Genomic DNA, 22,962 nt, shown 5'->3' with positions numbered 1-22,962 from the left:
CGGGCCCGTGCGCCTAGCGCGCCTTCCGGATGCGGATCGGCCCTTTGGCGGACTCCGGATCCACCACGGAACCGCGCTGGGTTACTTCCACCTCGCCGGCGTCGACGAGCCTGCGGGCTGCCTGGCGCACAGGTTCCATGAGGTGGCGCCAGTGCTCCCCGCCCAGGGCACGGGCCACATCGGACGGGCAGATCGTGGCGGAGGCTGCCCTTGCAGCCAGCAGCTCCATGATCTTTGCTTCCAGCTCCTGCCCGGTGGGGCCAGTTTGCCCGGTGCCGTGGCTGCCGGTGCCGTGGTTCATGGGGGCCTCCCGGTCAGAAGGCCCGCCGGGGCAGGGCGCGCTCATACTGCGGGACCCAGCCGATGTCATGGCCGAGTTCGAAAGCCGCCCGGAGCCACCAGTGCGGATCGCGGAGCGCAGCCCTGGCAATCAGCACGGCGTCGGCCTGGCCGGTGGCCACGGCATGCTCCGCCTGCCCTGCAGAAGTCAGGAGGCCCACCGTTCCGGTGGGAATGCCCGCCTCCTTCCGGATGGCAGCGGAAAATCCCGTCTGGTAGCCCGGCCCGGGGGTGATCCGCTGGTGCGCCACCGCTCCCCCGCTGGACACATCGATCAGGTCCACGCCGCGCCCGGCCGCCTCACGGGCCAGCCGGAGGGAAGCGGCCAGGTCGACGCCACCCTCCGCCCAATCCGTGGCGGAGATCCTCAGCAGCAGCGGCATGGAGTCCGGAATCACGGCACGGACGGCGTCCACCACCGCAAGCATCAGGCGGTTGCGTCCGGCTTCGTCCCCGCCCCATTCGTCGTCACGCAGGTTGGTCAGCGGGCTCTGGAACTGGTGCAGGAGGTATCCGTGCGCACCGTGGATCTCCACGGTATCGAAGCCGGCGTCCACTGCGCGCACTGCCGCGGCGGCAAAATCCGCCACCACGCCCCGGATCTGGTCCGTGGTCATCGCCTCCGGAACCGCAAACCCGTCAAAGGCCACCGCGGACGGGCCTACCGTGTTCCAGCCGCCGTCGGCCGCGGGGACGGTTCCGTGGTTGCCGGAGAACGGCCACCAGGTGGACGCCTTCCTGCCGGCGTGCGCCAGCTGTGCGCCGATCTTCGCCCCCGCCGCGCCATGCCGGTGCACAAAGGAGGTAATCCGCTCCCAGGCCTCCGCCTGCGCGTCGTTGTACAGACCGGTGTCCCGGGGGCTGATGCGGCCCTCGGCGTTCACCGCTGCCGCCTCTGCCACGAGAAGCGCGGCACCGCCCGCGGCGAAGGAGCCCAGGTGCATCAGGTGCCAGTCGTGCGGAACGCCCGGTGCGGCGTCGGGATCGCAGCTGTACTGGCACATCGGTGACAGCCAGCCCCGGTGCTGAAGCTCCAACGAGCGCAGCTTCAGCGGCTCGAACAGTGCAGGCACTAGAAGAGGACCCGCGCCAGCGCCTGGCGTGCCTTGGAAACCCGCTCGTCGGAGGCGCCGACCACGTCGAAGAGTTCCAGCAGCCGTACGCGGGCGGTCTCGCGTTCCGGGCCAAAGTTCCTGCCGATGAACGCCACCAGACGGTTCAGCCCGTCCTCGACGTGGCCGCCCGCGATGTCGAGGTCGGCAACGCCCAGCTGGGCTTCCAGGTTGTCCGGTTCGTTGGCGGCCAGCGTGCGGATGGTCTCGCTGTCCTGCGCGGACAGCGGCTGCAGCCTGGCCATAAGCTCCACCTGTGCCAGTCCCGCCTTGGCATCGTGGTCGGAGGGCATTTCCTTAAGCGCCTGCCGGTAGGCCTCGGCGGCTGCCTCGTAGTCACCGGCCTCGATGGCGTCGAAGGCGGCCTGGTGCAGGGGCGGAAGCGGGGCGGGCTCCGGCTCGTTCCCGGTACCGGCATCCAGGCTGCCCGTGACACCGTTGGCGGCAGCTACCTTCAGCAACTCGTCGAAGAGGGCCCGTACCTGCTGTTCCTCCGCACTGCCCTGGAAGAGCGGCACTGGCTGTCCCTTGAGGACGGCGACGGCGGTGGGGACCGCCTGCACCTGGAAGGCCTGGGCCAGCTGCGGGAAAGCTTCAATGTCGGCAGCGCCAAGGACCAGCCTGCCTCCGTAGCTGGCAACCACGCGCTCCAGGGTTTCAAGCATCCGGCCGGACTCGGGAGAGTACGGAGCCCACAGGGCGAAGACGACCGGCACCTGCGCGGACAACTCCACGAGCTGCTGGAAGTTTGCCTCGCTGACGTTGACCTTGAGCTCGGGCCCTCCCGCTCCGGCGGGTGCCCCTTCCTGCCCGCCGTTGCCGGCCGGCGTCCCTGTTCCGGCAGGTGCCGGCCGCTGCTTCAGGGTGGACAGGTCGACGGCGCCGCGCAGGTTAAGCAGGCTGGCAGCGGCTGGAGGGGCTGGGCGGGAAGCAGGCGAAGTCATGCTTTCCACTTTAGCCACTCCGGCCGCTGCCGGAAGTACTGCGCGAACGCGTCTATTTAAAGCTGGCACCCACCAGGCCGCGGGTGGCCGCCACCAGCTTCATGGGGTCGGTTGACCCTGCCGGCGGAACGTACACCGCCACGGACTCGGCAAAGTCCAGCACCATGCCGGTGGTTGTTTCCTTGCCGCCGGCCAGGGCAGCGGCGTCGTCTCCGATGGTGAGCTTATCGCCGGCGGCCTTCGGCGTACCTTCGAAGCCGAAGTTGATCCGGCCCAGGACCAGGGCGCCGCCGTCCTCGGTGCGGAAGACCACCGTGCTTTCCGGGACCACCTTGTGGGTGAAGGAGAAGTTGCCGTTTTCACCGGCCTTCACCACTTCGGCCTGGTAGGACAGCGTGTCCGCGATGTACGGCGAGGACTCTCCTTCCACCAGCTTGTCCTTGAAGGGAGACTCGGCAGTGGTGAGGCGGTCAGCCAGGCCGGAAAGGGCTTCCTCACCGCTGTAGAGCAGGCCGGTCTTGTCTGCCGGAGCAAGCGTCTCCGTGCCGGTGCGGCTGATGGTGGGAAGGGTGGCGCCGGGCTGGAGCGGCGTGGCCTCAACCAGTTTGTAATTCTCGCGCGGGGACTGCTGGACCAGTGTCAGCAGTTGGGGAACCACGTTTCCTTCGCCCTGCGTGACGGCCATGACGGAGCGGGGCCAGTCACGCTCGGTGGTGACAACGGTGGTGAGCAGCTTGGTTGACCGGACCGGCATCCGGGCCTCGTAGGACCCCACCTGCGAACGGATCTTGTAGTTCTGCGTCCGCACTTCCAGTTCGGTCCCGCCGACGCGTCCGGCCAGCTGGGCTGCGTCCTTGGCGGCATCCCCGGCATCGGCGGCACTGGCAACCTGTTCAAGGATGCGCCGGAACTGTGCGTCCAGCAGGACCGGAGCAGCCTCGGCCCCGGCGGCCGGGGCCGAAGTTCCGGAGGGTTCCGGAGCCGGCGTCGCGGCCACCGCGGCTGTTCCCGTGCCGGCAAGCACTGCGGCAGTGAGGCCGGCAGCCACCATGGTTGCGCGCGAGGATCCCGCGGAGCCGGTGCCGGCGGCGGCCTTGGGACGGGCGCGCTGGACAGCGCTGCCGCCGTCAACGCCACCGGCGGGCTTTCGGGCGGACAGCAGCGCCAGCACGATGCCGCCGATGATCATCAGGCCACCAAGGAGCATCAGCGGGATTGCCCACGGCGTGGAAGTGTCGTTGGGGAACGTCATGGATACGGATGCCGGAGCCGGCTGGGTTCCGTCGGAGGCAAGCAGGAGGGTCCAGTCGCCGTCGGCAGGCGGGGTCCAGGAGTACTCGAGTTCGCCGCTGGCGCTCTCGGTGGAAACCCAGAGGTCGGATCCTGCCGGGTTCGGGGCCGCAGCCTCGCCGTCGGAGTGTTCCACCTGCAGGGACTTGCCGTCCTCGGACACCCCGCTGATGGTGTTGTGCGCCGTCTGGCCCACCCAGGCGTCGACGTCGTCGGGCCGGCCCGCGGCCAGCAGGAAGTTCCCGTCACCCTCGATGTTGATCTTCACAGTCCCGCCGTGCAGGGTCCGCAGTTTCTGGTCGATGACCGTCAACGGGGCTTCGGCCGTATCGGCCGGCGCGGCGGCCGTGAAGGTTTCGGATGGAGCCCAGATGGTTTTCTGGCCGATGCCGGCCAAAAGTGTCAGGAGGCCGAGCAGCACGAGTGCGACTGCAGTCTTTAAACGCAAGGGAACACCTATCATCAGCGGGGGTTTGCCTTCCATAGTAACCGTTTTGTTACCACGGACCCTGACCGGCAGCTGCCGCAACCCCTGCGCCGGCCCTTCGGCACGGCCTCCTCCACAGCTCTTGACAAGGCTGCTGATAGTGTTTGCGATGATCATCACACCGGCCCGCCGATGCGTGCCACGGACGGAACAGGCCCCAGAAACCAGTGACTGACAGAACGGACGAGTCCTCCGCGGCATCGGAGAATCCAGGCGGCCAGGAGACTTCTGCCGCCCGGGAGACCCCTGCCCGGGAGGCGCGGCGCAAAGGCTCCGCCGCCGTTGCGCTCGGGCTGGTGGCACGCAGGCTTCGCCAGCCCCTGCCCGGGGCCCAGCCGCGGATCCGGTTCGAAATGCCGCCCGAATACGTTCAGGAACAGGAACCGGCCGGCGCTGCTGCGGACGGCGGGGTGAGCCCGCAGTTCGGCAGTCCCGGCCCGAGGATGTCCCCGCAGCATCCGCTGTACATGGGGTTCATGGGGACGGTCGGCGTGGGGCTTGCCCTGCTGGTGTACTGGATCGGTTCCAACACCACCCAGCTGCTGCTGTGGATCGTGGCAGCGCTGTTCATCGCCCTGGGGCTGGAGCCCGTGGTGGGCTGGCTGGAGAACAGGAAGATCCCCCGTCCGGCCGGAATCCTGGTCTCGGTCACGGTGCTGGTGAGCGCCGTCGTCGGCTTCTTCGCCACCCTGATTCCCACCATCGTGGAGCAGGTGACCGACATCGTGGAACAGGCCCCGGTGTGGATCCGCGACTTCATCAACTCGGAATTTTTCCGCAGCCTGGACGACCAGTTCGGGGTCCGGGACCGCATCACCGAGGAGCTCGACAAGTTCGTCAATGATCCCGCGGCGGTCGGCGGCATCTTCGGGGGCGTAGTGGGCTTCGGTTCCACCGTGGCGAACGGACTGTTCGGCACCCTCATTGTCCTGGTGCTGAGCCTGTACTTCCTGGCCGCACTGCCGGCCATGAAGAGGTGGGGGTACCGGCTGGCGCCGCGCTCCCGGCGGCACCGCGTGGAGGCACTGTCTGAGGAGATCACCCGCTCCGTGGGCAACTACGTGATCGGCCAGGCCTGTGTTGCGCTGCTCAACGCCACCTTCGCTTTCATCGTGATGTCCATTGTGGGCATTCCGTTCGCGCTGCTGCTTGCGTTCGTGGTGGCCCTGCTCGCGTTCATCCCCCTGGTGGGCGGCATGATCGCCGGCGTGGTGGTGCTGCTGGTCTCGCTGACCGAGGGCTGGCAGACCGCCGCCATCTACGGCGTCTGCTACTTCGCCTACCTGCAGTTCGAGGCCTACTTCATTTCACCGCGCATCATGCAGAAGGCCGTGGCCGTGCCCGGCGCGGTGGCGGTCATCTCCGTCATCGCGGGCGGCAGCCTGCTGGGCGTGCTCGGCGCGCTCATCGCCATTCCGACGGCGGCTGCCGTGCTCCTGCTGATCCGTGAAATCTACATCGTCCGGCAGGACCAGCACTAGCGGCAGCCCGGCGGCGGGCCCGCCGCATCCAACATGCCCCGCCTAAACCGGAGCGGTTGCGGCGGGCCCGTCCCACTCCTGGGGCAGGCCGGCAGGTCCGGAACCGGCTTCAGTGACCTCGTCCACAATCTCGTTCAGGACCCGGGAAGCGTACTTCTCCCCCACCCAAAGATGTTTGGCGCCGGCCACGCCCACCACCCTTGCCTGGGGCACCAGGCTGAAGCGGGCAACGGCCTCGGCCGGCTGCAGGAAGTCGTCGTGCTCGGGCACCAGGACCGTCAGCGGCTTGCCGGACTCGGCCCACTGGAGGAGGTGCTTGTCCGTTGCACGGTGCAGCGGCGGCGACAGCAGGACCGCGCCTTCCACCTCCGACGCCACCGGTTCGACGGCCCCGTACATCAGCGCAAGCTCGGTGCCGAAGGACCAGCCCACCAGCCACCGGTTGGGCAGGCCGCGTTCGACGGCGAAGCGGACGGCCGCCTCGACGTCGTACCGCTCCCCGATGCCTTCCTCGAACCCGCCGCTGCTGGTGCCTCGCGGTGAAGCAGTACCCCGCGTATTGAAGCGAAGCACGGCGACGCCGGCCAGGGCGGGCAGCCGGTAGGAGGCCTTGCGGTAGACATGCGAGTCCATGAAGCCGCCGTGCGTGGGCAGCGGATGCAGCGTAATCAGCGTGGCGTTGACCGGCCCGGACTCCGGCAGTGCCAGCTCGCCCACCAGGGTGTGGCCGTCGTCCGTCCGCAACTCGACGTTTTCGCGCCGGGCGGGGAGGACGGTGGACGCACGGATAGGGACGGGGCCCTGGGAGGAGGCAAATTCGTACGACGCCGGATCAAAAGTCATGCCTGCCAGCTTAGCGACAGCGGGGCTTCCCGCGCCCGCCCGCGTCAGCGGTAGCGGTAACTGCGCGACATCCAGCAGTTGGTGTGCCAATGCCGCCGTTCAGCGAGGCCTGCGGCCGGGCCGAAGAGGTGGTCATCCTTCCACACCACCAAGTGCGCCACCCCCGGGAGGACAGCGGTGGAGCATTCAGGGCAGATATAGGTTTTCCCGGCATTCTTCGCGGTCATCGTGCGCACCATCCAGTCGCCGTCCGGAGCACTCTCCCGGCGCGCGATGCCTGCACGGGCACGCTCAAGGTCCAGTTCCGGAACTCCACCGTCCCTTCTTCCGGCACCGCGGCCGCCTGCACCTTTTCCGGAAGCAGGACGGCGGGGACGGTTGGAACGCGGCATGCCTCCATTCTGCCCCAGCCACGCCGCTGCACTGCACCTCCGCACCCTCCCGCACAGCCGTCGTCGGGAGGTGGCCGGAAGGCGGCACGCGGTAGTCTGTACGGCGTGCGACTTGTCATAGCCCGATGCTCCGTTGATTATGTTGGCCGGCTCAAAGCCCATCTCCCCCTTGCCACCAGGCTCCTGCTGGTCAAGGCCGACGGCTCCGTGCTGGTCCACTCGGACGGCGGATCCTACAAACCGCTCAACTGGATGAGCCCGCCCGCCACCTTGCGGGTGTCGTCCCCCGAGGACGTTGACCTTGAACTGGGCGTGATGGAGCAATGGACCGTCCAGTCTGCGAAAACGGATGACCGGCTGATCATCAACATCCACGAAAAGATCAGCGACACGGCGCATGACCTGGGCGTTGATCCGGGCCTCATCAAGGACGGCGTGGAGGCGGACCTGCAGCGGCTCCTCGCCGACCAGATTGAAACGCTGGGCGCCGGCTACTCGCTGATCCGCCGTGAGTACTTCACGGCCATCGGCCCGGTGGACATCCTGGCGCGCGACGCCGAGGGCGGCACCGTTGCCATCGAACTCAAGCGCCGTGGCGACATCGACGGCGTGGAGCAGTTGACGCGCTACCTGGAACTGCTTAACCGCGATCCCCTGCTGGCCCCGGTGCGGGGCATTTTCGCGGCCCAGCAAATCAAGCCGCAGGCAAAGGTGCTGGCCATGGACCGCGGGATCGACTGCATCACCCTGGACTACGACGCCATGCGCGGCGTGGACGACAGCGAATCCCGCCTTTTTTAACTCCACCGCCGGCACCCATAAAGTGGCAACAAGCCCCTGACAAGGCATTTAACCCGGTCTTAACCTAAATTTTGTCCGTTTCGGCGCCAAAAGCGTTGACCCGCGCGAACAGGCATGAAATTCTGTTCTCAGTCTTTGTGTAGGTGTTTTTCATGCTCGCAAGACATGTTGCGAGCGCGAAGCTCCTGCAACCGGCCCCTATTAGTGGGCAGGAATTCAGGATTCTTCTCGCGGAGTAACCCAAGGCCGGTACGAGGTGTGCCGATCTTAAAAAGTTCCACAATGAGGAGAAATAAATGGCACAGGGAACCGTAAAGTGGTTCAACGCTGAAAAGGGTTTCGGCTTCATCACCCCGGATGACTCCGATGGCGATGTCTTCGTTCACTACTCCGAGATCCAGACCAGCGGTTTCAAGACCCTTGACGAGAACCAGCGCGTTCAGTTCGAGATCGGCCAGGGCGCCAAGGGCCCCCAGGCAACCGGCGTCACGCTGGTCTAGCCTTACCGCTCCGGGTTGCAGCAGGCAACCCGCAGCAATGATCCCCGGCAATTTCCGCCGGGGATCATTTTTTGCCAAAATCGCCCCGGCCGCCACTATTTTCCGTGTTTGGAAAATGGTCATACCGCCTAATCGGGGGAAATCCTACTTCACTAAATTCCGCACCAGGCGGGCGCCCTGAGCCAGGGAGAGCCCGGGCAGGTATGCGCGGGTCAGTGCGCGTCCGATCGCGGGAAGATGCAGCGGATCCTGGTAATAGAGGTACAGCGCGCGGTACTCAGGCTTGAACCGGGATTTGAACGCAGCGAGGGACCGGAAGCCGTAGACCGGTTCTAGGGCATGACCCACAAGGTCCAGGATCCGGACCAGGTTCTCGGCACTGTCCCGGCTCCCGGCATCTCCCCCGGTGCCGCCGTCGTTCGCCAGAGGGGACCCGGACAAGGAAATCACTTCCACAGATTCCCGTAGCTCGAGCACAGCGGAAGCGATCAGGAATTCCATGACGCCGGGAAACCCGTCGGCGCCGCGGCGCATTACGTCAAGCGTCCTGCTGACCAGCCGCCCGCCGTCGTACACGGGCAACCAGCTGGTGATCCCGTGGACGGTGCCGTTCCCGTCCACGGCGAGGCAGCACAGGACCTCGTCGTCGTCCAGCTCGTCCACGCCGCCGAGGGTGAAGCCCATCTCAGGGACGGACTTGTTGGCTGCCCACTCCTCGGAGACCTCGGTCAGCCGGGTCCGCAGGGCGGCCGGCAGCGAGTGGTAAGGGCCCCAGACAGCCTTCACGCCCAGCTTCGCCGCCCGGTTCAGCGCGGTCCTGACGTTCTGCCATTCCTTGCCCTTGAACTCAAGTTCCCGGATGGCAAGCCTCGTTTCCTGCGCCACCGGCACCCTGGCGAAACCGCGCTCACGGAGCACCGGCCACATTGAGCCGTCGCAGGAATAGAGCGCCGGGACCAGGGCATGGGTACGGCAGTGCTCCAGGAAGCCCTCCGTCACAGCCTGCCGGGTGTGCGGCGGACCAAAGGCGTCGCCAAGCGTCAAGGCAACGCTGCCATGCTGCTGGTACGCCACTGCGCCCTGCCCGTCAGGGCTGAACCAGTATGTGTTCGGTTCCCACAGCGCCATCCAGGACAGCGGGCCGCCGCCCTGGTGCAGGAGGTCCCTGGCCTTGGACCGGTCCTGCCGGCCGGAGTCGTGGCCGTGCTGGCCGCCCAGCAGCACCGCCCAGACCGCTACAAGGGCGACCACCCAGAACACAGGACCGGAGTAGGCGAAAAGGACTGCCTCGAGGCTGTTCCGGTCGGCAAAAACGCGGTGGTAATGCTGCGGAATGGGCACCGGAACGTACTGGCGCGCCAGCTCCGCGAAGAGACCCAGCAGACCGCCGTCACGCGAGAGGCCGCCGGACCACAGCCAGGCGGCCGTGTAGGCGGTGGCCAGCACCGCCCACGTACCGCCGATCACCGCGGCCAGCGTCCGCCGGGCCGCCGGCTGCGTTTGCACCCTGAACTGCCGCCGGTTCAGCCACAGGACCAGAGCCAGCAGCAACGGCACGACGACGAGAGGCAGCACGTGCGCGAAGGCCGAACCCATGGGTGCCGCCTGGGGGCCGTTCGGACGCGACGGAACCAGGGCGAACAGCGCCAGGTAGACGGCGGCAAGTGCCGTGACGGCCAGCTGGATGGTGATCGCGATATTCAGCGCCAACCTCCGGCCGCGCCGCATGCCGTCGGCGCAAATCAGCAGCAGGACCACAGGAACCACCGCGAGGGCAAGTCCGAAGGGGCCCGCGAACCCCGCCCGCCCTGCTTCCAGGCACGAAGCTTCCACCGTTGCACCGCAGTTGAAGGCAAGCTCACCGAACGTGGGCATGGGATTCAACACCACGTCCCGCAGCAGCGCGAGCGGCCCGGTGGGAGCGCGGGCAATCCCGGTGAGAATCGGCCCTACCGCGAAGACGGCCACCGTCAGGGCCAGCAGGTTTCGCGTCTCACGGCCCGTGGAGCGGTGCCGATGCAGCTTGCCCTGGTCGCCCTGGATCCACCATCCCGCCAGCAGCCCGAGGAGGGCACCGAGCAGTCCAATGACGGTTTCGGCATGCCCAATGTAGAGGACCAGCAGCAGCGAGACTGACACCACCGCGGTCCGGAACCGCCGCTGCCAGAGGACCGGAAGCCGGGCGCTGCCTGCCAGCCCTGCCGCCAGGACCGGTCCGTACGGGCCGATGAGGATGTCGTCCGCCATTCGGTCCAGCCACCCGTCCCCCGCGTATTGGGCCAACTGGGTGATCAGCAGGAACAGTGTGACGGCCGCGAACTGCCCGCCGAAAAGCAGCCCCGCGGCCGCCCGCGACCCGAGTTTCCGCTCGGCCAGCCCCAGCAGGACGATGATCATCACGGACGCCGCCAGGTACGCCAGCGGGTTGGTGGCAAAGAAGAGGCTCGTGAACAGCGACCACCAGTTTCCCTCCCGGAGCCCGGGCCCGCTCACACCGGCCAGGTCAAGCAGGTGTTCCGGGGGTCCGGCCAGGAAGCTGCCCGTGGCGGCACCCGCGCCCAGGAAAACAGCCAGGACTGCCAGGGAGAAGGGGACCGACTTCAGTTCGGTGGCGACGAGCGCCAGCGCCGGACGCACCACGGTGTCCCAGGCCAGCGCCGCGGTGCGGACCTGCTTGTCCGTGCTCATCCCGGAAGGTTCCACTTCTCCGAAAGGAACTCCAGGGCGTCAGCTATCCGCCTGGAGGAAGTGTCCCAGGAATGGCCGGTCTTCTCCACCTCGTGGGCGCGTACTGTGAACCCTGCCTTTTCCGCGGCTGACGCGAGCGTCCGCATGTAGGCAACGAATTCCGGATCGTCCTGCCCGGCCGTGAGGTACAGGCCGCTGCCATCAAAGCGCTGCTGCTCCATGAGGGCAAGCGGGGTTTGCCGGTTGAAGGCGTCGGGGTCCCCCGGGAAGGCGGCGTCGATCGTTTTCTGCCGCTCCTTGGCGATGGCCGGCTCCGCCTCGGCCGAAAAGCCGAGTGCCGCCGGAAACAGCTCCGGGTGCCGGGTGGCCAACTGAACCGCGCAAGTCCCGCCGAAGGAGAAGCCGCCGGCGGCCCAGCGGTTGTGGTCGGGGTCCACTGTCAGGGTGGACCGGATCCACGTGACCACATCCTTGGTGAGGTACGTATCTGCCTGGGCTATCCGGCTGTCCATGCACATCGTATTGGCATTCTGCGAACCGTTGGGATCCGGTATGACTACCACAGGTGCCACGCCGCCGTGGGCGGCAGCCCAGGAATCCATATGGGTTTGGAGTGACCCTCCGGTAAGCCAGTCCGCGGGACCTCCGGGCTGCCCGGCGATGAGGACAAGCACCGGCAAGGCAGGGCGGTTGGCCGCAAAGTAGGCCGGCGGCAAGTAGATGTACGCTTCCCGCGTGGTCATTCCCGAGACGGTCCCCGGGATGGCTGACCTGCGCAGGGCTCCCCCGGCCGGCAGCCCGCCCTGGGGTGCCCACCCGTCCAGCGGGACGCCGTCGGGCCTTTCCGGCTGGCGCTGCAGCCCGTTTTCCAACGGAGGAATCCTGGAGAGGGCGGTGCCGAGGAGGTCGCTGACGGTACGGTTCAGGCCGAAGTACGCGTTGATCTGCACGGAAGAAAGGGCGGCAACCAGGAGGGCGGCCACGATCGCCAATATGCCCTGCCGCCAGTTGCCGCGGGGCAGCCGAAGCAGGGCGAGGAGGACGGCTGCGACGCCCGGCACCACCCAGCCCAGGACGGCGTCCGGAATATTCTCGGGGAATACCGAGAAGACGTTGATGAGGGCCCAGTGGACGGTGGCCACGAGCGCGAAGCCTGCCGCGGCGGCCGCGATGACCCTCAGGGCCCAGCGCCATCCGATGTTGCGGGGCGGAAAGAGGAGGAAGCCGGCGCCTGTCAGGCCCAGGACCAGTGCTGTCCAGTACAGCGGGCCGTCGGTGAGCCGGACGTCGAAAATCCAGTCCACGCGGTCAGCGCCAGGTCCCCACGCCGATGACGGGGCCGGCCTCGAGCCAGGACGACAGGCCCGTGTAGGCGTCGAACTTCATGGCGAGCTTCAGGTCCTGTCCCTCGTAACGGAGTTCCACGATAACGACGTCGGGCTGGACCTTTACGGCTTCGGCGTCCGTCGGCTTGCGGCGGCCCAGCAATTCCAGCGAGTGCCGCTTGAACTTGTGCTTGGGCCGGACACTGAGCGAGAGCAGGCGGAACCACTCGAGGTCGTTGTCCTGATAACGACAAACCCCCATCTGCCAACTGTTTCCAGCCATGCAGATGGAGGCGTCCACCGTGCCGAGGGCACGCCGCAGATTGTAGCGGCGCACCCCCGAAAGGCACAGTGCAAGAATCAGCAATCCGAATGTGATTGCCAGTGCGATGAACGAAATGCCCGGTGCGTCCATCAAGGTGGTGCTAGCGATTCCCAGCGGTAGCCAGGCCACCCAGGTGGGCGTTGTCTGCGACAATCACCACGCGGTTGTTGTCAACGGAGAAGAACCCGCCGTCGACGGCAACTGCGATGCGGTCACCCGATACCGGCTGGATGGCCAGTTCACCCTCGGCCAGGATCGCCAGCAGGGGCGAGTGGCCGGGCAGGATTCCGATTTCACCATCGCTGGTGCGGGCCTTGACCATCTTGGCCGCTCCGGACCACACGAAGTGGTCCGCTGCGACAATCTCAACCTCAAGCTCAGCCATGTTACTTGGTCTGTTCCTGGATCTTGGCCCACTGGCGCTCGACGTCGTCGAGGCCGCCGACGTTGAAGAACGCCTGCTCCGCGATGTGGTCGAGGTCGCCGTCGCAGATCGCAGCGAAGCCTTCAACGGTGTCCTTGATGGAGACCGTGGAGCCCTCAACGCCGGTGAACTGCTTGGCGGTGTAGGTGTTCTGGGACAGGAACTGCTGGATACGGCGTGCACGCGACACGACGATCTTGTCCTCTTCAGACAGTTCATCAACGCCGAGGATGGCGATGATGTCCTGGAGTTCCTTGTTCTTCTGCAGGATCTGCTTCACACGGACAGCCGTGTTGTAGTGGTCCTTGCCGATGTACTGCGGATCCAGGATGCGGGACGTGGACGTCAGCGGGTCAACTGCCGGGTACAGGCCACGGGACGCAATTTCACGGGAAAGTTCCGTGGTGGCGTCCAGGTGCGCGAAGGTGGTTGCCGGGGCCGGGTCGGTGTAGTCATCTGCGGGAACGTAGATGGCCTGCATCGAGGTGATGGAGTGGCCCTTGGTGGAGGTGATGCGCTCCTGCAGCAGGCCCATCTCGTCAGCCAGGTTGGGCTGGTAGCCCACGGCGGACGGCATGCGGCCCAGCAGGGTGGAAACCTCGGAACCTGCCTGGGTAAAGCGGAAGATGTTGTCAATGAAGAGCAGCACGTCCTGCTTCTGGACATCGCGGAAGTACTCCGCCATTGTCAGCGCGGACAGGGCAACGCGCAGACGCGTTCCCGGCGGCTCGTCCATCTGGCCGAACACAAGGGCGGTGTCCTTCAGAACGCCGGCCTCTTCCATTTCGACCCAGAGGTCGTTTCCTTCACGGGTGCGCTCACCCACGCCGGCGAAGACCGAGGTACCACCGAAGTTGCGGGCGACACGGGTGATCATTTCCTGGATCAGCACGGTCTTGCCCACGCCTGCACCACCGAACAGACCAATCTTTCCACCCTTGATGTAGGGAGTCAGGAGGTCGATGACCTTGATGCCGGTCTCGAGCATCTCAGTGGAGCCTTCGAGCTGCGCGAAGGAGGGAGCCTTGCGGTGGATCGGCCAGTGGGCGTCGGCCTGGATCTCGGACTCGGCAACGTCCAGCGGCTTGCCCAGCACGTTGAAGATGTGGCCCTTGACGCCGTCACCGACGGGGACGGAAATGGGGGCACCGGTGTCCACCACAGAAGTGCCGCGGACGAGTCCGTCGGTGGCCTGCAGGGAGATGGCGCGGACGAGGTTGTCACCCAGGTGCTGGGAGGTCTCGAACGTGATGGTCTTGGTCTCACCGTTGAGGGAAATCTCGGTGGTGAGGGCGTTGTAGATCGACGGGATTGCGTCAGCCGGGAATTCGACGTCGACAACCGGGCCGATTACGCGCGCAATACGGCCGGTGGCGCCGGCCGTTGCGGCTACGTTTTCGGTAGCAGTGGCAGTCATCTCTCTCACTTCACTCAGTAGATGGCGTGGGGTTAAGTTTATGCGTTGTGGTGCAGGTTCCGCGGAACGCGATGCTGCGGGCTAGGACGCCAGGGCGTCGGCACCGGCAACAATCTCGGACAGTTCCTGCGTAATTTCGGCCTGGCGGGCCGTGTTGCGCAGACGCGTGTACTTCTTGATGAGTTCCGTGGCGTTGTCCCCTGCGGACTTCATCGCGCGCTGGCGGGCAGCCAGCTCCGATGCAGCGGCCTGCAGCATGGCCGCGAACAGCCGGGACTCGATGTAGCGCGGCAACAGGGCGTCAAGGACCCGCTCGGTTTCCGGCTCGAACTCGTACAGCGGCAGCAGGTCCGACTCGGAGGCGGCTTCCTCTTCCACTACCTCCAGCGGCAGCAGGCGGATGACCGTGGGCTCCTGGGTCACCATGGACTTGAAGCGCGTGTAGACAACGTGGATCTCGTCCACGCCGCCGTCTTCGAAGTCCGCGGCGAAGTCAGCCAGCAGTGCGTCCCCGATTTCACGGGCGGTGCCGAACTCGGGTGCGTCGGTCCCTCCGGTCCAGACCCGCGCGTACTGGCGGTTCCGGAAGTCGAAGTAGGCCTGTGCCTTCCGGCCCACGAGGTAGGTTTTGACTTCCTTGCCTTCAGCGTGGAGAAGCTCGTTGAGACCTTCCGCCTGCTTGAGGACACTGGCGGAGTAGGAACCTGCCAAGCCGCGGTCCGAGGTGATTACCAGGACGGCGGCACGGCGGATCTGCTCCGGCTCGGTGGTCAGCGGGTGGTCGATTTCGCTTTGGCTTGCGACAGCAGAAACGGCGCGCGTGATCGCGTTCGCGTAAGGCAGTGAAGCTGCTACGCGCGCACGGGCCTTCCCGATGCGCGAGGTAGCGATCAGTTCCATCGCCTTGAAGATCTTGCGCATCGACGTGGTCGAGCTGATCTTCTGGCGGTAGACCCGGATCTGGGCTCCCATACTTATCCTTTCCTAACATTCCGTAAACCGGGTGTGCCGGACCCTGTGGATCGGCACACCCGGTGTTCGGAACTAGCGCTTCTGCTTGACGATCTTTTCCTGGTCAACGTCGCCCTCGGAGATGGCATCATGCTCCTCGTGGCCGGCGCCTACCAGGTGGTTGTCACCTTCACCGAAAAAGCCCTTCTTGAACTCCACGACAGCGGACTTCAGCGCCGCGACGGTGTCGTCGTCCAGTACGTTGGTCTGTGCCAGCGTTGTCAGGATGGAGGACTTCCGGTTCAGGTGGTCCAGGAACTCGCTCTCGAAGCGGCTGATGTCCTCAACCGGAACGTCGTCCAGGTAGCCGTTGGTGCCTGCCCAGATGGACACAACCTGGTTCTCGACCGGGAACGGCGAGTACTGGCCCTGCTTCAGCAGTTCCATCAGGCGGGCGCCGCGGGTCAGCTGCTGGCGGGATGCGGCATCCAGGTCCGAAGCGAACATGGCGAATGCCTGCATGTCACGGTACTGGGCGAGGTCCAGCTTCAACGTGCCGGAGACCTTCTTCATGGACTTGACCTGTGCGGCACCACCCACGCGGGACACCGAGACACCCACATCGACGGCGGGGCGCTGGTTGGCGTTGAAGAGGTCGGACTGCAGGAAGATCTGGCCGTCCGTGATGGAGATGACGTTGGTCGGGATGTAGGCGGACACGTCGTTCGCCTTGGTCTCGATCAGCGGCAGGCCCGTCATGGAACCGGCACCCAGCTCGTCCGACAGCTTTGCGCAACGCTCCAGCAGGCGGGAGTGCAGGTAGAAGACGTCGCCCGGGTAGGCTTCGCGTCCCGGCGGGCGGCGCAGCAGCAGCGACACTGCGCGGTAGGCCTCAGCCTGCTTGGACAGGTCATCGAACACGATGAGGACGTGCTTGCCGCCGTACATCCAGTGCTGGCCAATGGCCGAACCGGCGTAGGGAGCCAGGTACTTGAAGCCGGCAGGGTCGGATGCGGGAGACGCCACAATGGTGGTGTACTCCAGCGCGCCGTTCTCCTCCAGGGTCTGGCGGATGGCGGCGATGGTGGAAGCCTTCTGGCCGATGGCGACGTAGATGCAGCGGACCTGCTTGGTCACGTCGCCGGAAGCCCAGTTGGCCTTCTGGTTGATGATGGTGTCGATCGCGATGGCGGACTTGCCGGTCTGGCGGTCGCCAATAATGAGCTGGCGCTGGCCGCGGCCGATCGGAATCATGGCGTCGATGGCCTTGAGTCCGGTCTGCATCGGCTCATGCACGGACTTGCGCTGGGTAACACCCGGCGCCTGGAGTTCCAGTGCACGCGTGGTTTCGGCCTTGATTTCGCCGAGGTCGTCGATGGGCACGCCCAGCGGGTCAACAACACGGCCGAGGAAGGCGTCGCCGACGGGAACGGACAGAACCTGTCCCGTGCGGTGGACTTCCTGGCCTTCTTCAATGCCGGTGAAGTCGCCGAGGATGATGACGCCGATTTCGCGGACGTCGAGGTTCTGGGCCAGGCCCAGGGTGCCGTCCTCGAAGCGCAGCAGTTCGTTCGCCATGACCGAGGGAAGGCCCTCAACACGGGCGATACCGTCACTAGCGGTGGTTACGCGGCCGACCTCTACGCGCTCTGCGTTTCCGGGTTCGTAGGACGCCGCGAACTCGTTCAGCGCATTACGGACGTCGTCGGCGTTGATGGTCAATTCGGCCATCTGCAGTCCCTGCTCTCCTGTTTTTGTGATCACCCGAGGGTGACCGGGGTTTCTATCAGTTGGGTTGTGCTTGTCCGGCTAGCCGGCCAGCTGGCGTTGCAGCTCGCCCAGGCGGGTGATGACCGAAGCGTCGAGCACTTCGTCGCCTACCTGGACGCGGATGCCGCCAATGAGTGACGGGTCAACGTTGATGTTGACCTTCAGTTCCCGCCCGTACAGTGCGTTCAGGCCCGCCTGGAGGCGTGCCAGCTGCGTCTGCGTCAGGGGACGGGTCACGCTGACCGTTGCAATCCAGCGCTGCTGCCGCTTGGCCGCCAGCTCGGCGAACCGTTCCACCAGGCGGGTTGCCTTGATGCCGCGCGGCTGCGTTACAGCCTGCGTGATGAGGACCTTTGCTTCCTCGCTGACACCGGGCACCAGCCTTTCGGCAAGGGCAGCCTTTGCGGCTGCGCTGGCCTGTGGCTCGGACAGAGCACGTTGTACCTCGTGGTTGGAGGCAACAGCCTGGTTGAAGGAGAACAGGTCGTTCTCCAGCTCTTCCAGGCCGGTGATTCCGGAGGCAGAAACGGCCGACTTGTTTTCAGCAACGGAAATGACCACCGTTGCGGCAAGAGTCTCGAGTGCATCGCCGATATCCCGCGCCGATGCCCAGCGTGAACTGGCCAGTCCGCCCGCGATCTCCGCAGCATCGGCGGAGACTTTGCCGCCAACCAGCTGCTTGACCAGTGCCGACTTTTCGTCACCGTTGCGGGACGGGTCAGTCAGGGCACGGCGCAAGCCAGCCGAGCTGTCCACCATTCCCAGAATTCCGAAGAGTTCCTTTGCCAGCTGCAGCGACGCCGTCGGAAGCTTTGCCTCCAGGGCGGCCAGTGCTGTTGCCAGCGATTCGCTCGATACGCCTGCCATTACTTAGCTGCACCTGCGTTCTGGGTCTCCAGATCTGCCAGGAAGCGGTCAACGACCCGTGCTGCACGCGCGTCGTCATCCAGGGACTCGCCCACGATGCGTCCGGCGAGGGTGGTAGCCAGTGAACCCACCTCCGAACGCAGGGCCACAACAGCGGCCTGGCGCTCGGATTCGATCTGTGCATGGGCCTGCGCCGTGATGCGTGCGGATTCGGCAGCTGCCTTCTCCTTCAGATCCGCGAGGATCTGGGCACCTTCGGCGCGGGCTTCCTCACGGATGCGGTTGGCTTCGGCGCGGGCGTCGGTCAGCTGCTGCTTGTACTCTTCGAGTGCAGCAGACGCCTCAGCCTGGGCCTTTTCAGCCTTTGCGATGCCGCCTTCAATGGCCTCGGCACGCTCGGCGAAGGTCTTTTCGAACATCGGGACAACGAACTTGACCACGATGAACAAGAGGATGAGAAAGCCCGCGAGGACAACGCCCATTTCCCAGAGGTTGGGCATCAGGGGGTTGACTTCGCCCTCAGTGGCGGCTGAAGTGATCAGCTGATTCATTTTTCACCCGTCCTTTTCTACTCGGTTCTGTTAGTTCGCTTCGCTCTAGGACTAGAGAACGAAGGCGAAGACCAGGCCGAGGATGGCGAGGGCTTCGGTCAGCGCAAGGCCGAGGAACGCGATCGGCTGCAGCACGCGCTGCGCTTCCGGCTGGCGTGCAACACCGTTGATGTAAGCAGCGAATACGAGGCCAACACCGATACCACCGCCGATTGCGGACAGACCGTAACCTACGAGGTTGAGATTGCCTTCCATTTTTCTTCCTTTCAAGATGCCACCAATGTGGCAGGTTGTTTGGGTTGCTTTATCCCCCCAGGGGGAATTCTGTGTGTGCTTGCCGGGGCAGGCCGGCAGCGGGCCTAGTGGCTGTCGGCGTGCAGCGCGCCTTCGATGTAGATCGCGGTCAGCAGGGTAAAGACGTAGGCCTGCAGGACCATGATCAGCGCCTCGAGCATGTACAGGGCGATCGCGCCGGCCAGGACCAGGAGCGAGGTGCCCTTCAGCAGGATGTTCTCCTGCATCACCAGGAACTCGATGCCGGATCCGGCGATCATCATGATCAGGTGGCCGGCGAGCATGGTCGCGAAGAGTCGGAGGCTGTGCGTGACGGGCCGGACCAGGAAGTTCGAGATGATCTCGATGGGGACCACGATCGGGAGGATGAACCAGGGAACTCCGGAGGGAACCGTGGCCAGCTTGAAGTAGCGGATGCCGTTCTTCTTGATGCCGATGGCGATCCAGGTGACGTAAACCAGGCCGGCCAGGACGTAGGCGCCGCCGACGTGTGAGAACGTCGGGAGCTGGAGCAGCGGGATTGCACCGTAGATGTTGTTGACCAGGATGAAGAAGAACAGGCTGAACAGCAGGGGGACATACTTGATGAAGTCCCTGCCGCCGATGATGTCCTTGGCGATGCCGTTGCGGACGAAGCCGTAGGCGGCTTCGCCGGCGAACTGGAGCTTGCCGGGTACCAGCTGCTGCTTGCGTGCGGCCAGCACGAAGAAGGCGGCGATAATGACGACAGAGAGGAGGACCAGCAGCATCTGCTTGGAGAATCCTTCTGCGGCACCCCACGGCAGGATTGCCGGCAAATGCATTTCGTTAATACCAGGAGGAGTAAACTCTCCTGAATCTTGGGCCGGGAGCGCAAGCGCGATCAACGCGTTTCCTCTCTGCAGTGTCCATCATTGGGCGTTGGGCGGGGTACGGCAGCCTGTCGGCCTGCTGTTCCCCCTGTGAAATTATTTGGCATTCGTGTCGCCGTCCGTGGACGGCCCGCTGGCAGCAGGACGCTCACCAGCGTTTTTCCGGGAACTGGTGAGGCCATGCATGTGGGAAAGGTAAAAACCTCCGACGGCTCCAAGCAGAGCGCCTGCGAGCACAATCCAGCGCGTTCCCCACAGATAATCCAGTCCCCACCCTATCAAACTCCAGACGATGATTCCGCCAATCATGTAGCTGAAGACAGCCATTCCGGCGTTGTATCCGCCGTTGGAATTTACACCGGAGACACCGGGCGCGGAGGTGCCGGAACGGCGCTGTCCGCCGGACGCTTTTCGGGGCTTCTTCGGGTCACGCATCGGGGGCATCCTTGATTTCTGGATCGTTGTAGATCTGCAGCCGTGCCTTGCTGAAACCGTAGAGCTCCGCCGCCTGCCACAGGACGACGGCGGTAACGGCTCCGGCCACGAACCAGCGGCCGACCAGCCATTGCGGGGCGCCGACCACAAACAGTACGGCGGCGAACCCCACCACCTTGACGAAGTACGTGGCGACGAACATTCCGATGGCCCCGGAGGGGTTGTTGCGCCCTACAAAGTGGCCAATCAGGAGGCTGATCCCGAAAAACAGCATCACCAGGAGTCCGCCCAGCACAGCGGAAACGGCACCGGACGTACCTTGCAGCAGGGCCGCCAGGGCGGCGCACAGCACCAGGCCGGACGCCGCGGCTGCGGCGCTGAACTTCAGGAGGTGCAGCCAGAGCGATGTGGCGGGACCGGAAGCACCAACGTGTCCTTTGCCGGACGCAGGGCCGGACTCGGCGTTGGAGGTCATGCGATCCCAATCGTCGTCAGCAAGGCTGGTGGCCTATGGCGGGGTGGAGGGGCAGCTTTGGCTGCCCCTAAATTCTACATGAGATAGAAATTTTCCCGCACCGCCATTACGCCGGAGTTTCGTCGCTCCTGCGGGCAAGGTAGGGCCAGGCCGTGACTAGCCCCATGACCAGGGTGGCGAAGAGGTCCACGGAGAGGACGATCTGCCAGGGGAAAACCGCGAACGCCAATCCCCCGAAGGAAAGCACGCCAGTCCAGAGGTACATCAGGATGACCGCTGTCCGGTGCGAGTAACCGATGTCCAGCAGCTTGTGGTGCAGGTGTCCGCGGTCCGCCGACCATGGGGACCTGCCGCGGGCGGTCCGGCGGACCACCGCGAGGCCAAGGTCCAGCAGCGGGAGGAACAGCACCGCGAACGGCAGCAGGATGGGAATCACGGTGGAGATTCCGTTTGCGCGGTCGTACAGCCCGGAGGTGATCTGCCCCGTGGACACCACGCCGGCGGAGGCCATAAGGAGTCCGATCAGCATGGCGCCGGAATCCCCCATGAAGATCTTCGATGGAAACCAGTTGTGCGGCAGGAAGCCCAGGCAGCTTCCCACAAGAACTGCCGTAATGAGGGTAGCCAGGTCCGAGTAGTCCAGGAGGATGGCGTTGCGATGAACCCAGTAGGCCGTGAAGAAGAACGCAGTGCCGCCGATGATGGCCACGCCGGCCGCCAGCCCGTCGAGGCCGTCGATGAAGTTGAACGCATTCATGGTGGTGACGATCAGCCCTGCCGTCAGCACCACGCGAATGGTTTCGTTTTCCAAATGAATGGGTTCCGGTATCCAGGGCACGATGGTCATCTGGACGCCCCAGACCGCCACGGTGAGTGCGGCTGCGCTCTGGCCGATGAGTTTGATCCACCACCGGATGTCAAGGAGGTCGTCCAAAACGCCTACCAGGACGATCACGGCGGCGCCGGCCAGGACGCCCCAGGGCGAGAAGTTGTTCCGGTAGATGTCCTTGACGAAGAAGGACTGGCTTGCCACGATCAACGCCGCCATCACGCCAAGGAATATTGCGACGCCGCCCAGCCGGGAAACCGGTGTGGAGTGCACGTCGCGGCTGCGGATGGGCAGGTGCAGCTGAAGCCGGTGGCCGATTACCCGGGCGCCCCACGTCGCCGCATAGGACACGACCGCGGCGGTCAGCCCCATGAGCAGGTACATGATCATGGGGTATCGGCCGTTTCGACGAAAGTGGAAATGGATCCGGGGAACAGCATTGGCAGTTCCCCGGCGGGTGGGCTCACTGGCAGGGAATCTGTTCTTCGGTAAATGAAACTTCTCCGTCGCCGAGCGCGCAGCAGGCAGCGCATTTGCCTGTGCGCAGTGCCTTACAGGACTGTATTACAGTGGACTCTAGTCAAAGATACTAGCGCCACCGGCTTCATGGCTTCGCGCCACACGGGCGCATTACGAGCGGGGAAACCCCTGGCAGCCATGCTGAAAGGACCCCATGACACCCCCCATCGCAGTTGCCGCCGTGACCTTCAACCGCCCCAAGGAACTGGCCGTGCTGCTCGACTCGATCAATGCCCAAACGGCCGCGGTGGATACGATTTGCCTGGTGGACAGCGGCACGGAGCCGGCCAGTGAGGTAGCCGGCCGGCACGCGAATGTCGATTACATCCGTTCGGAGGCCAATCTCGGCGGCGCCGGCGGGTTCGCCCTCGCTGCACTGAAGGCAGTGGCCAGCGGAGCCAGGTGGATCTGGATGATGGATGACGACGCCGAACCCGCCGATCCGGAATGCCTTGCCACGCTGCTGCGCGAGGCTGAGGCGCGCGACCTGGAGGCCGTGGTCCCGCTGGTAACAGCGCCGGGCCATCCGGACCGCCTGTCCTTCTTTTTCCGCCTGGACGGCAAGGTCACCCACGAGCGGGCGGAGGTGGAGAAACTGGGCTTCCTGCCCAATGACGGCCACTTCTTCAACGGTGCGCTGATCCGCTCCGACGTGTTCTTCAAGGTGGGGCTGCCGGACATCCGCCTGTTCATCCGCGGGGATGAGGTGGATTTCACCATCCGGCTGCGCAAGGCGGGCATCCGCTTCGGAACGGTGACGACCACCGCCATCAGCCATCCGCATGCATTCTCCGAAACCCGACACGTCTTCGGCGCACGCTGGCACGTCATCGTTCCGGAGGGTGCGTTCAAGCAGTACTACTACTACCGCAACCGCGGCTATCTGATCCGCCGCTACTTCCGGGTCCGTTCTTTGGTGGCCGACGTCGGCGGGTACCTGGGATATTTCCTGCAGCGGCGCGACCCTGCAGGCTTCGTCCGCTGGGCCAGGTCCTTCAGCACGGGCCTGCGCGGCAAGGGATTCGCGCCGCTGGAGGACCAGAAGTTCTAGC

24 protein-coding genes are annotated in these 22,962 nt (G+C 65.3%); 4 read left to right on the top strand and 20 right to left on the bottom strand.

The window, feature by feature from the left end; all coding sequences use genetic code 11:
- Positions 1–13: 13 nt before the first annotated feature.
- From FDW83_RS12765 to FDW83_RS12750, 4 genes are read right to left on the bottom strand one after another with little or no spacing between them, the layout of a single operon-like run.
- Positions 14–301: a DUF3253 domain-containing protein gene (locus FDW83_RS12765; RefSeq protein WP_240720975.1), complete on the bottom strand. Its 288-nt coding sequence runs from the start codon at positions 299–301 to the stop codon at positions 14–16.
- Between the two features lie 13 nt (positions 302–314).
- Positions 315–1,412: an NADH:flavin oxidoreductase/NADH oxidase gene (locus FDW83_RS12760; protein WP_138138469.1), complete on the bottom strand. Its 1,098-nt coding sequence runs from the start codon at positions 1,410–1,412 to the stop codon at positions 315–317.
- Positions 1,412–2,395, bottom strand: a complete 984-nt coding sequence (locus FDW83_RS12755) for a tetratricopeptide repeat protein (protein ID WP_138138468.1) — start codon at positions 2,393–2,395, stop codon at positions 1,412–1,414. The genes FDW83_RS12760 and FDW83_RS12755 overlap by 1 nt, the downstream gene beginning before the upstream one ends.
- A gap of 52 nt (positions 2,396–2,447) precedes the next feature.
- The gene (locus tag FDW83_RS12750; protein ID WP_138138572.1) at positions 2,448–4,148 is read right to left on the bottom strand and encodes a hypothetical protein; all 1,701 of its coding nucleotides are present in this window, start codon (positions 4,146–4,148) and stop codon (positions 2,448–2,450) included.
- Between the two features lie 191 nt (positions 4,149–4,339).
- Here FDW83_RS12750 and FDW83_RS12745 point away from each other — a divergent pair, with 191 nt between their 5' ends.
- Positions 4,340–5,653, top strand: a complete 1,314-nt coding sequence (locus FDW83_RS12745; RefSeq protein WP_138138467.1) for an AI-2E family transporter — start codon at positions 4,340–4,342, stop codon at positions 5,651–5,653.
- Between the two features lie 42 nt (positions 5,654–5,695).
- Here FDW83_RS12745 and FDW83_RS12740 read toward each other — a convergent pair whose 3' ends face one another.
- Entirely contained in the window at positions 5,696–6,496 is an 801-nt protein-coding gene (locus FDW83_RS12740) for an alpha/beta hydrolase (protein WP_138138466.1), read from the bottom strand.
- A gap of 44 nt (positions 6,497–6,540) precedes the next feature.
- On the bottom strand, positions 6,541–6,888 hold the full coding sequence (locus tag FDW83_RS12735) for an ATP/GTP-binding protein (RefSeq protein WP_138138465.1): 348 nt from the start codon (positions 6,886–6,888) through the stop codon (positions 6,541–6,543).
- Positions 6,889–6,993: 105 nt separating this feature from the next.
- Here FDW83_RS12735 and nucS point away from each other — a divergent pair, with 105 nt between their 5' ends.
- Positions 6,994–7,689, top strand: coding sequence for an endonuclease NucS (nucS, locus tag FDW83_RS12730; protein WP_138138464.1), 696 nt, complete (start codon positions 6,994–6,996; stop codon positions 7,687–7,689).
- A gap of 296 nt (positions 7,690–7,985) precedes the next feature.
- Positions 7,986–8,189 (top strand): cold-shock protein, encoded by a 204-nt coding sequence (locus FDW83_RS12725; protein ID WP_138138463.1) that lies wholly within the window; start codon positions 7,986–7,988, stop codon positions 8,187–8,189.
- A gap of 144 nt (positions 8,190–8,333) precedes the next feature.
- Here the strand turns inward: FDW83_RS12725 and FDW83_RS12720 are convergent, their stop codons facing one another.
- The 14 genes from FDW83_RS12720 to FDW83_RS12655 form a co-directional block, all read right to left on the bottom strand.
- A complete protein-coding gene (locus FDW83_RS12720; protein ID WP_138138462.1) occupies positions 8,334–10,877 on the bottom strand; it encodes a bifunctional lysylphosphatidylglycerol flippase/synthetase MprF in 2,544 nt (847 codons plus the stop codon).
- Positions 10,874–12,181: an alpha/beta hydrolase family protein gene (locus tag FDW83_RS12715; protein ID WP_138138461.1), complete on the bottom strand. Its 1,308-nt coding sequence runs from the start codon at positions 12,179–12,181 to the stop codon at positions 10,874–10,876. Before FDW83_RS12715 ends, FDW83_RS12720 begins: the two co-directional genes overlap by 4 nt.
- A 4-nt stretch (positions 12,182–12,185) precedes the next feature.
- Positions 12,186–12,617 (bottom strand): DUF2550 domain-containing protein, encoded by a 432-nt coding sequence (locus FDW83_RS12710; protein WP_138138460.1) that lies wholly within the window; start codon positions 12,615–12,617, stop codon positions 12,186–12,188.
- Positions 12,618–12,627: 10 nt separating this feature from the next.
- On the bottom strand, positions 12,628–12,912 hold the full coding sequence (locus tag FDW83_RS12705) for a F0F1 ATP synthase subunit epsilon (protein WP_138138459.1): 285 nt from the start codon (positions 12,910–12,912) through the stop codon (positions 12,628–12,630).
- Position 12,913: 1 nt separating this feature from the next.
- Positions 12,914–14,368, bottom strand: coding sequence for a F0F1 ATP synthase subunit beta (gene atpD / locus FDW83_RS12700; protein WP_138138458.1), 1,455 nt, complete (start codon positions 14,366–14,368; stop codon positions 12,914–12,916).
- 81 nt (positions 14,369–14,449) lie between these two features.
- Positions 14,450–15,340: a F0F1 ATP synthase subunit gamma gene (locus tag FDW83_RS12695; protein ID WP_138138457.1), complete on the bottom strand. Its 891-nt coding sequence runs from the start codon at positions 15,338–15,340 to the stop codon at positions 14,450–14,452.
- Positions 15,341–15,412: 72 nt separating this feature from the next.
- Positions 15,413–17,050, bottom strand: coding sequence for a F0F1 ATP synthase subunit alpha (gene atpA, locus FDW83_RS12690; protein ID WP_138138456.1), 1,638 nt, complete (start codon positions 17,048–17,050; stop codon positions 15,413–15,415).
- A gap of 78 nt (positions 17,051–17,128) precedes the next feature.
- Positions 17,129–17,956: a F0F1 ATP synthase subunit delta gene (locus tag FDW83_RS12685; protein ID WP_138138455.1), complete on the bottom strand. Its 828-nt coding sequence runs from the start codon at positions 17,954–17,956 to the stop codon at positions 17,129–17,131.
- Positions 17,956–18,507, bottom strand: coding sequence for a F0F1 ATP synthase subunit B (locus FDW83_RS12680; RefSeq protein WP_138138454.1), 552 nt, complete (start codon positions 18,505–18,507; stop codon positions 17,956–17,958). Before FDW83_RS12680 ends, FDW83_RS12685 begins: the two co-directional genes overlap by 1 nt.
- Positions 18,508–18,558: 51 nt before the next feature.
- On the bottom strand, positions 18,559–18,762 hold the full coding sequence (atpE, locus tag FDW83_RS12675) for an ATP synthase F0 subunit C (protein WP_009356484.1): 204 nt from the start codon (positions 18,760–18,762) through the stop codon (positions 18,559–18,561).
- A gap of 104 nt (positions 18,763–18,866) precedes the next feature.
- Complete coding sequence (atpB, locus tag FDW83_RS12670; RefSeq protein ID WP_138138453.1) at positions 18,867–19,667, bottom strand: F0F1 ATP synthase subunit A; 801 nt, start codon at positions 19,665–19,667, stop codon at positions 18,867–18,869.
- Positions 19,668–19,748: 81 nt separating this feature from the next.
- Complete coding sequence (locus FDW83_RS12665; RefSeq protein ID WP_138138452.1) at positions 19,749–20,087, bottom strand: AtpZ/AtpI family protein; 339 nt, start codon at positions 20,085–20,087, stop codon at positions 19,749–19,751.
- On the bottom strand, positions 20,080–20,562 hold the full coding sequence (locus FDW83_RS12660; RefSeq protein ID WP_138138451.1) for a hypothetical protein: 483 nt from the start codon (positions 20,560–20,562) through the stop codon (positions 20,080–20,082). The genes FDW83_RS12665 and FDW83_RS12660 overlap by 8 nt, the downstream gene beginning before the upstream one ends.
- A gap of 106 nt (positions 20,563–20,668) precedes the next feature.
- Positions 20,669–21,781: an MraY family glycosyltransferase gene (locus FDW83_RS12655; protein ID WP_138138450.1), complete on the bottom strand. Its 1,113-nt coding sequence runs from the start codon at positions 21,779–21,781 to the stop codon at positions 20,669–20,671.
- A 283-nt stretch (positions 21,782–22,064) separates the two neighbouring features.
- On the opposite strand from FDW83_RS12655, the gene FDW83_RS12650 reads away from it, so the two are divergent.
- Entirely contained in the window at positions 22,065–22,961 is an 897-nt protein-coding gene (locus tag FDW83_RS12650; RefSeq protein ID WP_138138449.1) for a glycosyltransferase, read from the top strand.
- The last annotated feature ends 1 nt before the right edge of the window (position 22,962 follow it).

It is taken from the genome of Pseudarthrobacter sp. NamE2 (assembly GCF_005796205.1).
Taxonomy (GTDB): Bacteria; Actinomycetota; Actinomycetes; order Actinomycetales; family Micrococcaceae; genus Arthrobacter.
Note: the sequence above shows the minus strand (reverse complement) of the source record. Positions and strands in the feature narration are given on the sequence as shown.

Bases quoted from the DNA above. Each gene is read 5' to 3' on its own strand.
- FDW83_RS12720 (WP_138138462.1), bottom strand. From the start codon at position 10,877: ATGAGCACGGACAAGCAGGTCCGCACCGCGGCGCTGGCCTGGGACACC.
- FDW83_RS12710 (WP_138138460.1), bottom strand. From the start codon at position 12,617: ATGGACGCACCGGGCATTTCGTTCATCGCACTGGCAATCACATTCGGA.
- atpD (WP_138138458.1), bottom strand. From the start codon at position 14,368: ATGACTGCCACTGCTACCGAAAACGTAGCCGCAACGGCCGGCGCCACC.
- FDW83_RS12650 (WP_138138449.1), top strand. From the start codon at position 22,065: ATGACACCCCCCATCGCAGTTGCCGCCGTGACCTTCAACCGCCCCAAG.
- FDW83_RS12755 (WP_138138468.1), bottom strand. From the start codon at position 2,395: ATGACTTCGCCTGCTTCCCGCCCAGCCCCTCCAGCCGCTGCCAGCCTG.
- FDW83_RS12740 (WP_138138466.1), bottom strand. From the start codon at position 6,496: ATGACTTTTGATCCGGCGTCGTACGAATTTGCCTCCTCCCAGGGCCCC.
- FDW83_RS12735 (WP_138138465.1), bottom strand. From the start codon at position 6,888: ATGCCGCGTTCCAACCGTCCCCGCCGTCCTGCTTCCGGAAAAGGTGCA.
- FDW83_RS12665 (WP_138138452.1), bottom strand. From the start codon at position 20,087: ATGCGTGACCCGAAGAAGCCCCGAAAAGCGTCCGGCGGACAGCGCCGT.
- FDW83_RS12765 (WP_240720975.1), bottom strand. From the start codon at position 301: ATGAACCACGGCACCGGCAGCCACGGCACCGGGCAAACTGGCCCCACC.
- FDW83_RS12705 (WP_138138459.1), bottom strand. From the start codon at position 12,912: ATGGCTGAGCTTGAGGTTGAGATTGTCGCAGCGGACCACTTCGTGTGG.
- FDW83_RS12655 (WP_138138450.1), bottom strand. From the start codon at position 21,781: ATGATCATGTACCTGCTCATGGGGCTGACCGCCGCGGTCGTGTCCTAT.
- FDW83_RS12725 (WP_138138463.1), top strand. From the start codon at position 7,986: ATGGCACAGGGAACCGTAAAGTGGTTCAACGCTGAAAAGGGTTTCGGC.
- atpA (WP_138138456.1), bottom strand. From the start codon at position 17,050: ATGGCCGAATTGACCATCAACGCCGACGACGTCCGTAATGCGCTGAAC.
- FDW83_RS12685 (WP_138138455.1), bottom strand. From the start codon at position 17,956: ATGGCAGGCGTATCGAGCGAATCGCTGGCAACAGCACTGGCCGCCCTG.
- atpE (WP_009356484.1), bottom strand. From the start codon at position 18,762: ATGGAAGGCAATCTCAACCTCGTAGGTTACGGTCTGTCCGCAATCGGC.
- FDW83_RS12695 (WP_138138457.1), bottom strand. From the start codon at position 15,340: ATGGGAGCCCAGATCCGGGTCTACCGCCAGAAGATCAGCTCGACCACG.
- FDW83_RS12680 (WP_138138454.1), bottom strand. From the start codon at position 18,507: ATGAATCAGCTGATCACTTCAGCCGCCACTGAGGGCGAAGTCAACCCC.
- FDW83_RS12660 (WP_138138451.1), bottom strand. From the start codon at position 20,562: ATGACCTCCAACGCCGAGTCCGGCCCTGCGTCCGGCAAAGGACACGTT.
- FDW83_RS12750 (WP_138138572.1), bottom strand. From the start codon at position 4,148: ATGATAGGTGTTCCCTTGCGTTTAAAGACTGCAGTCGCACTCGTGCTG.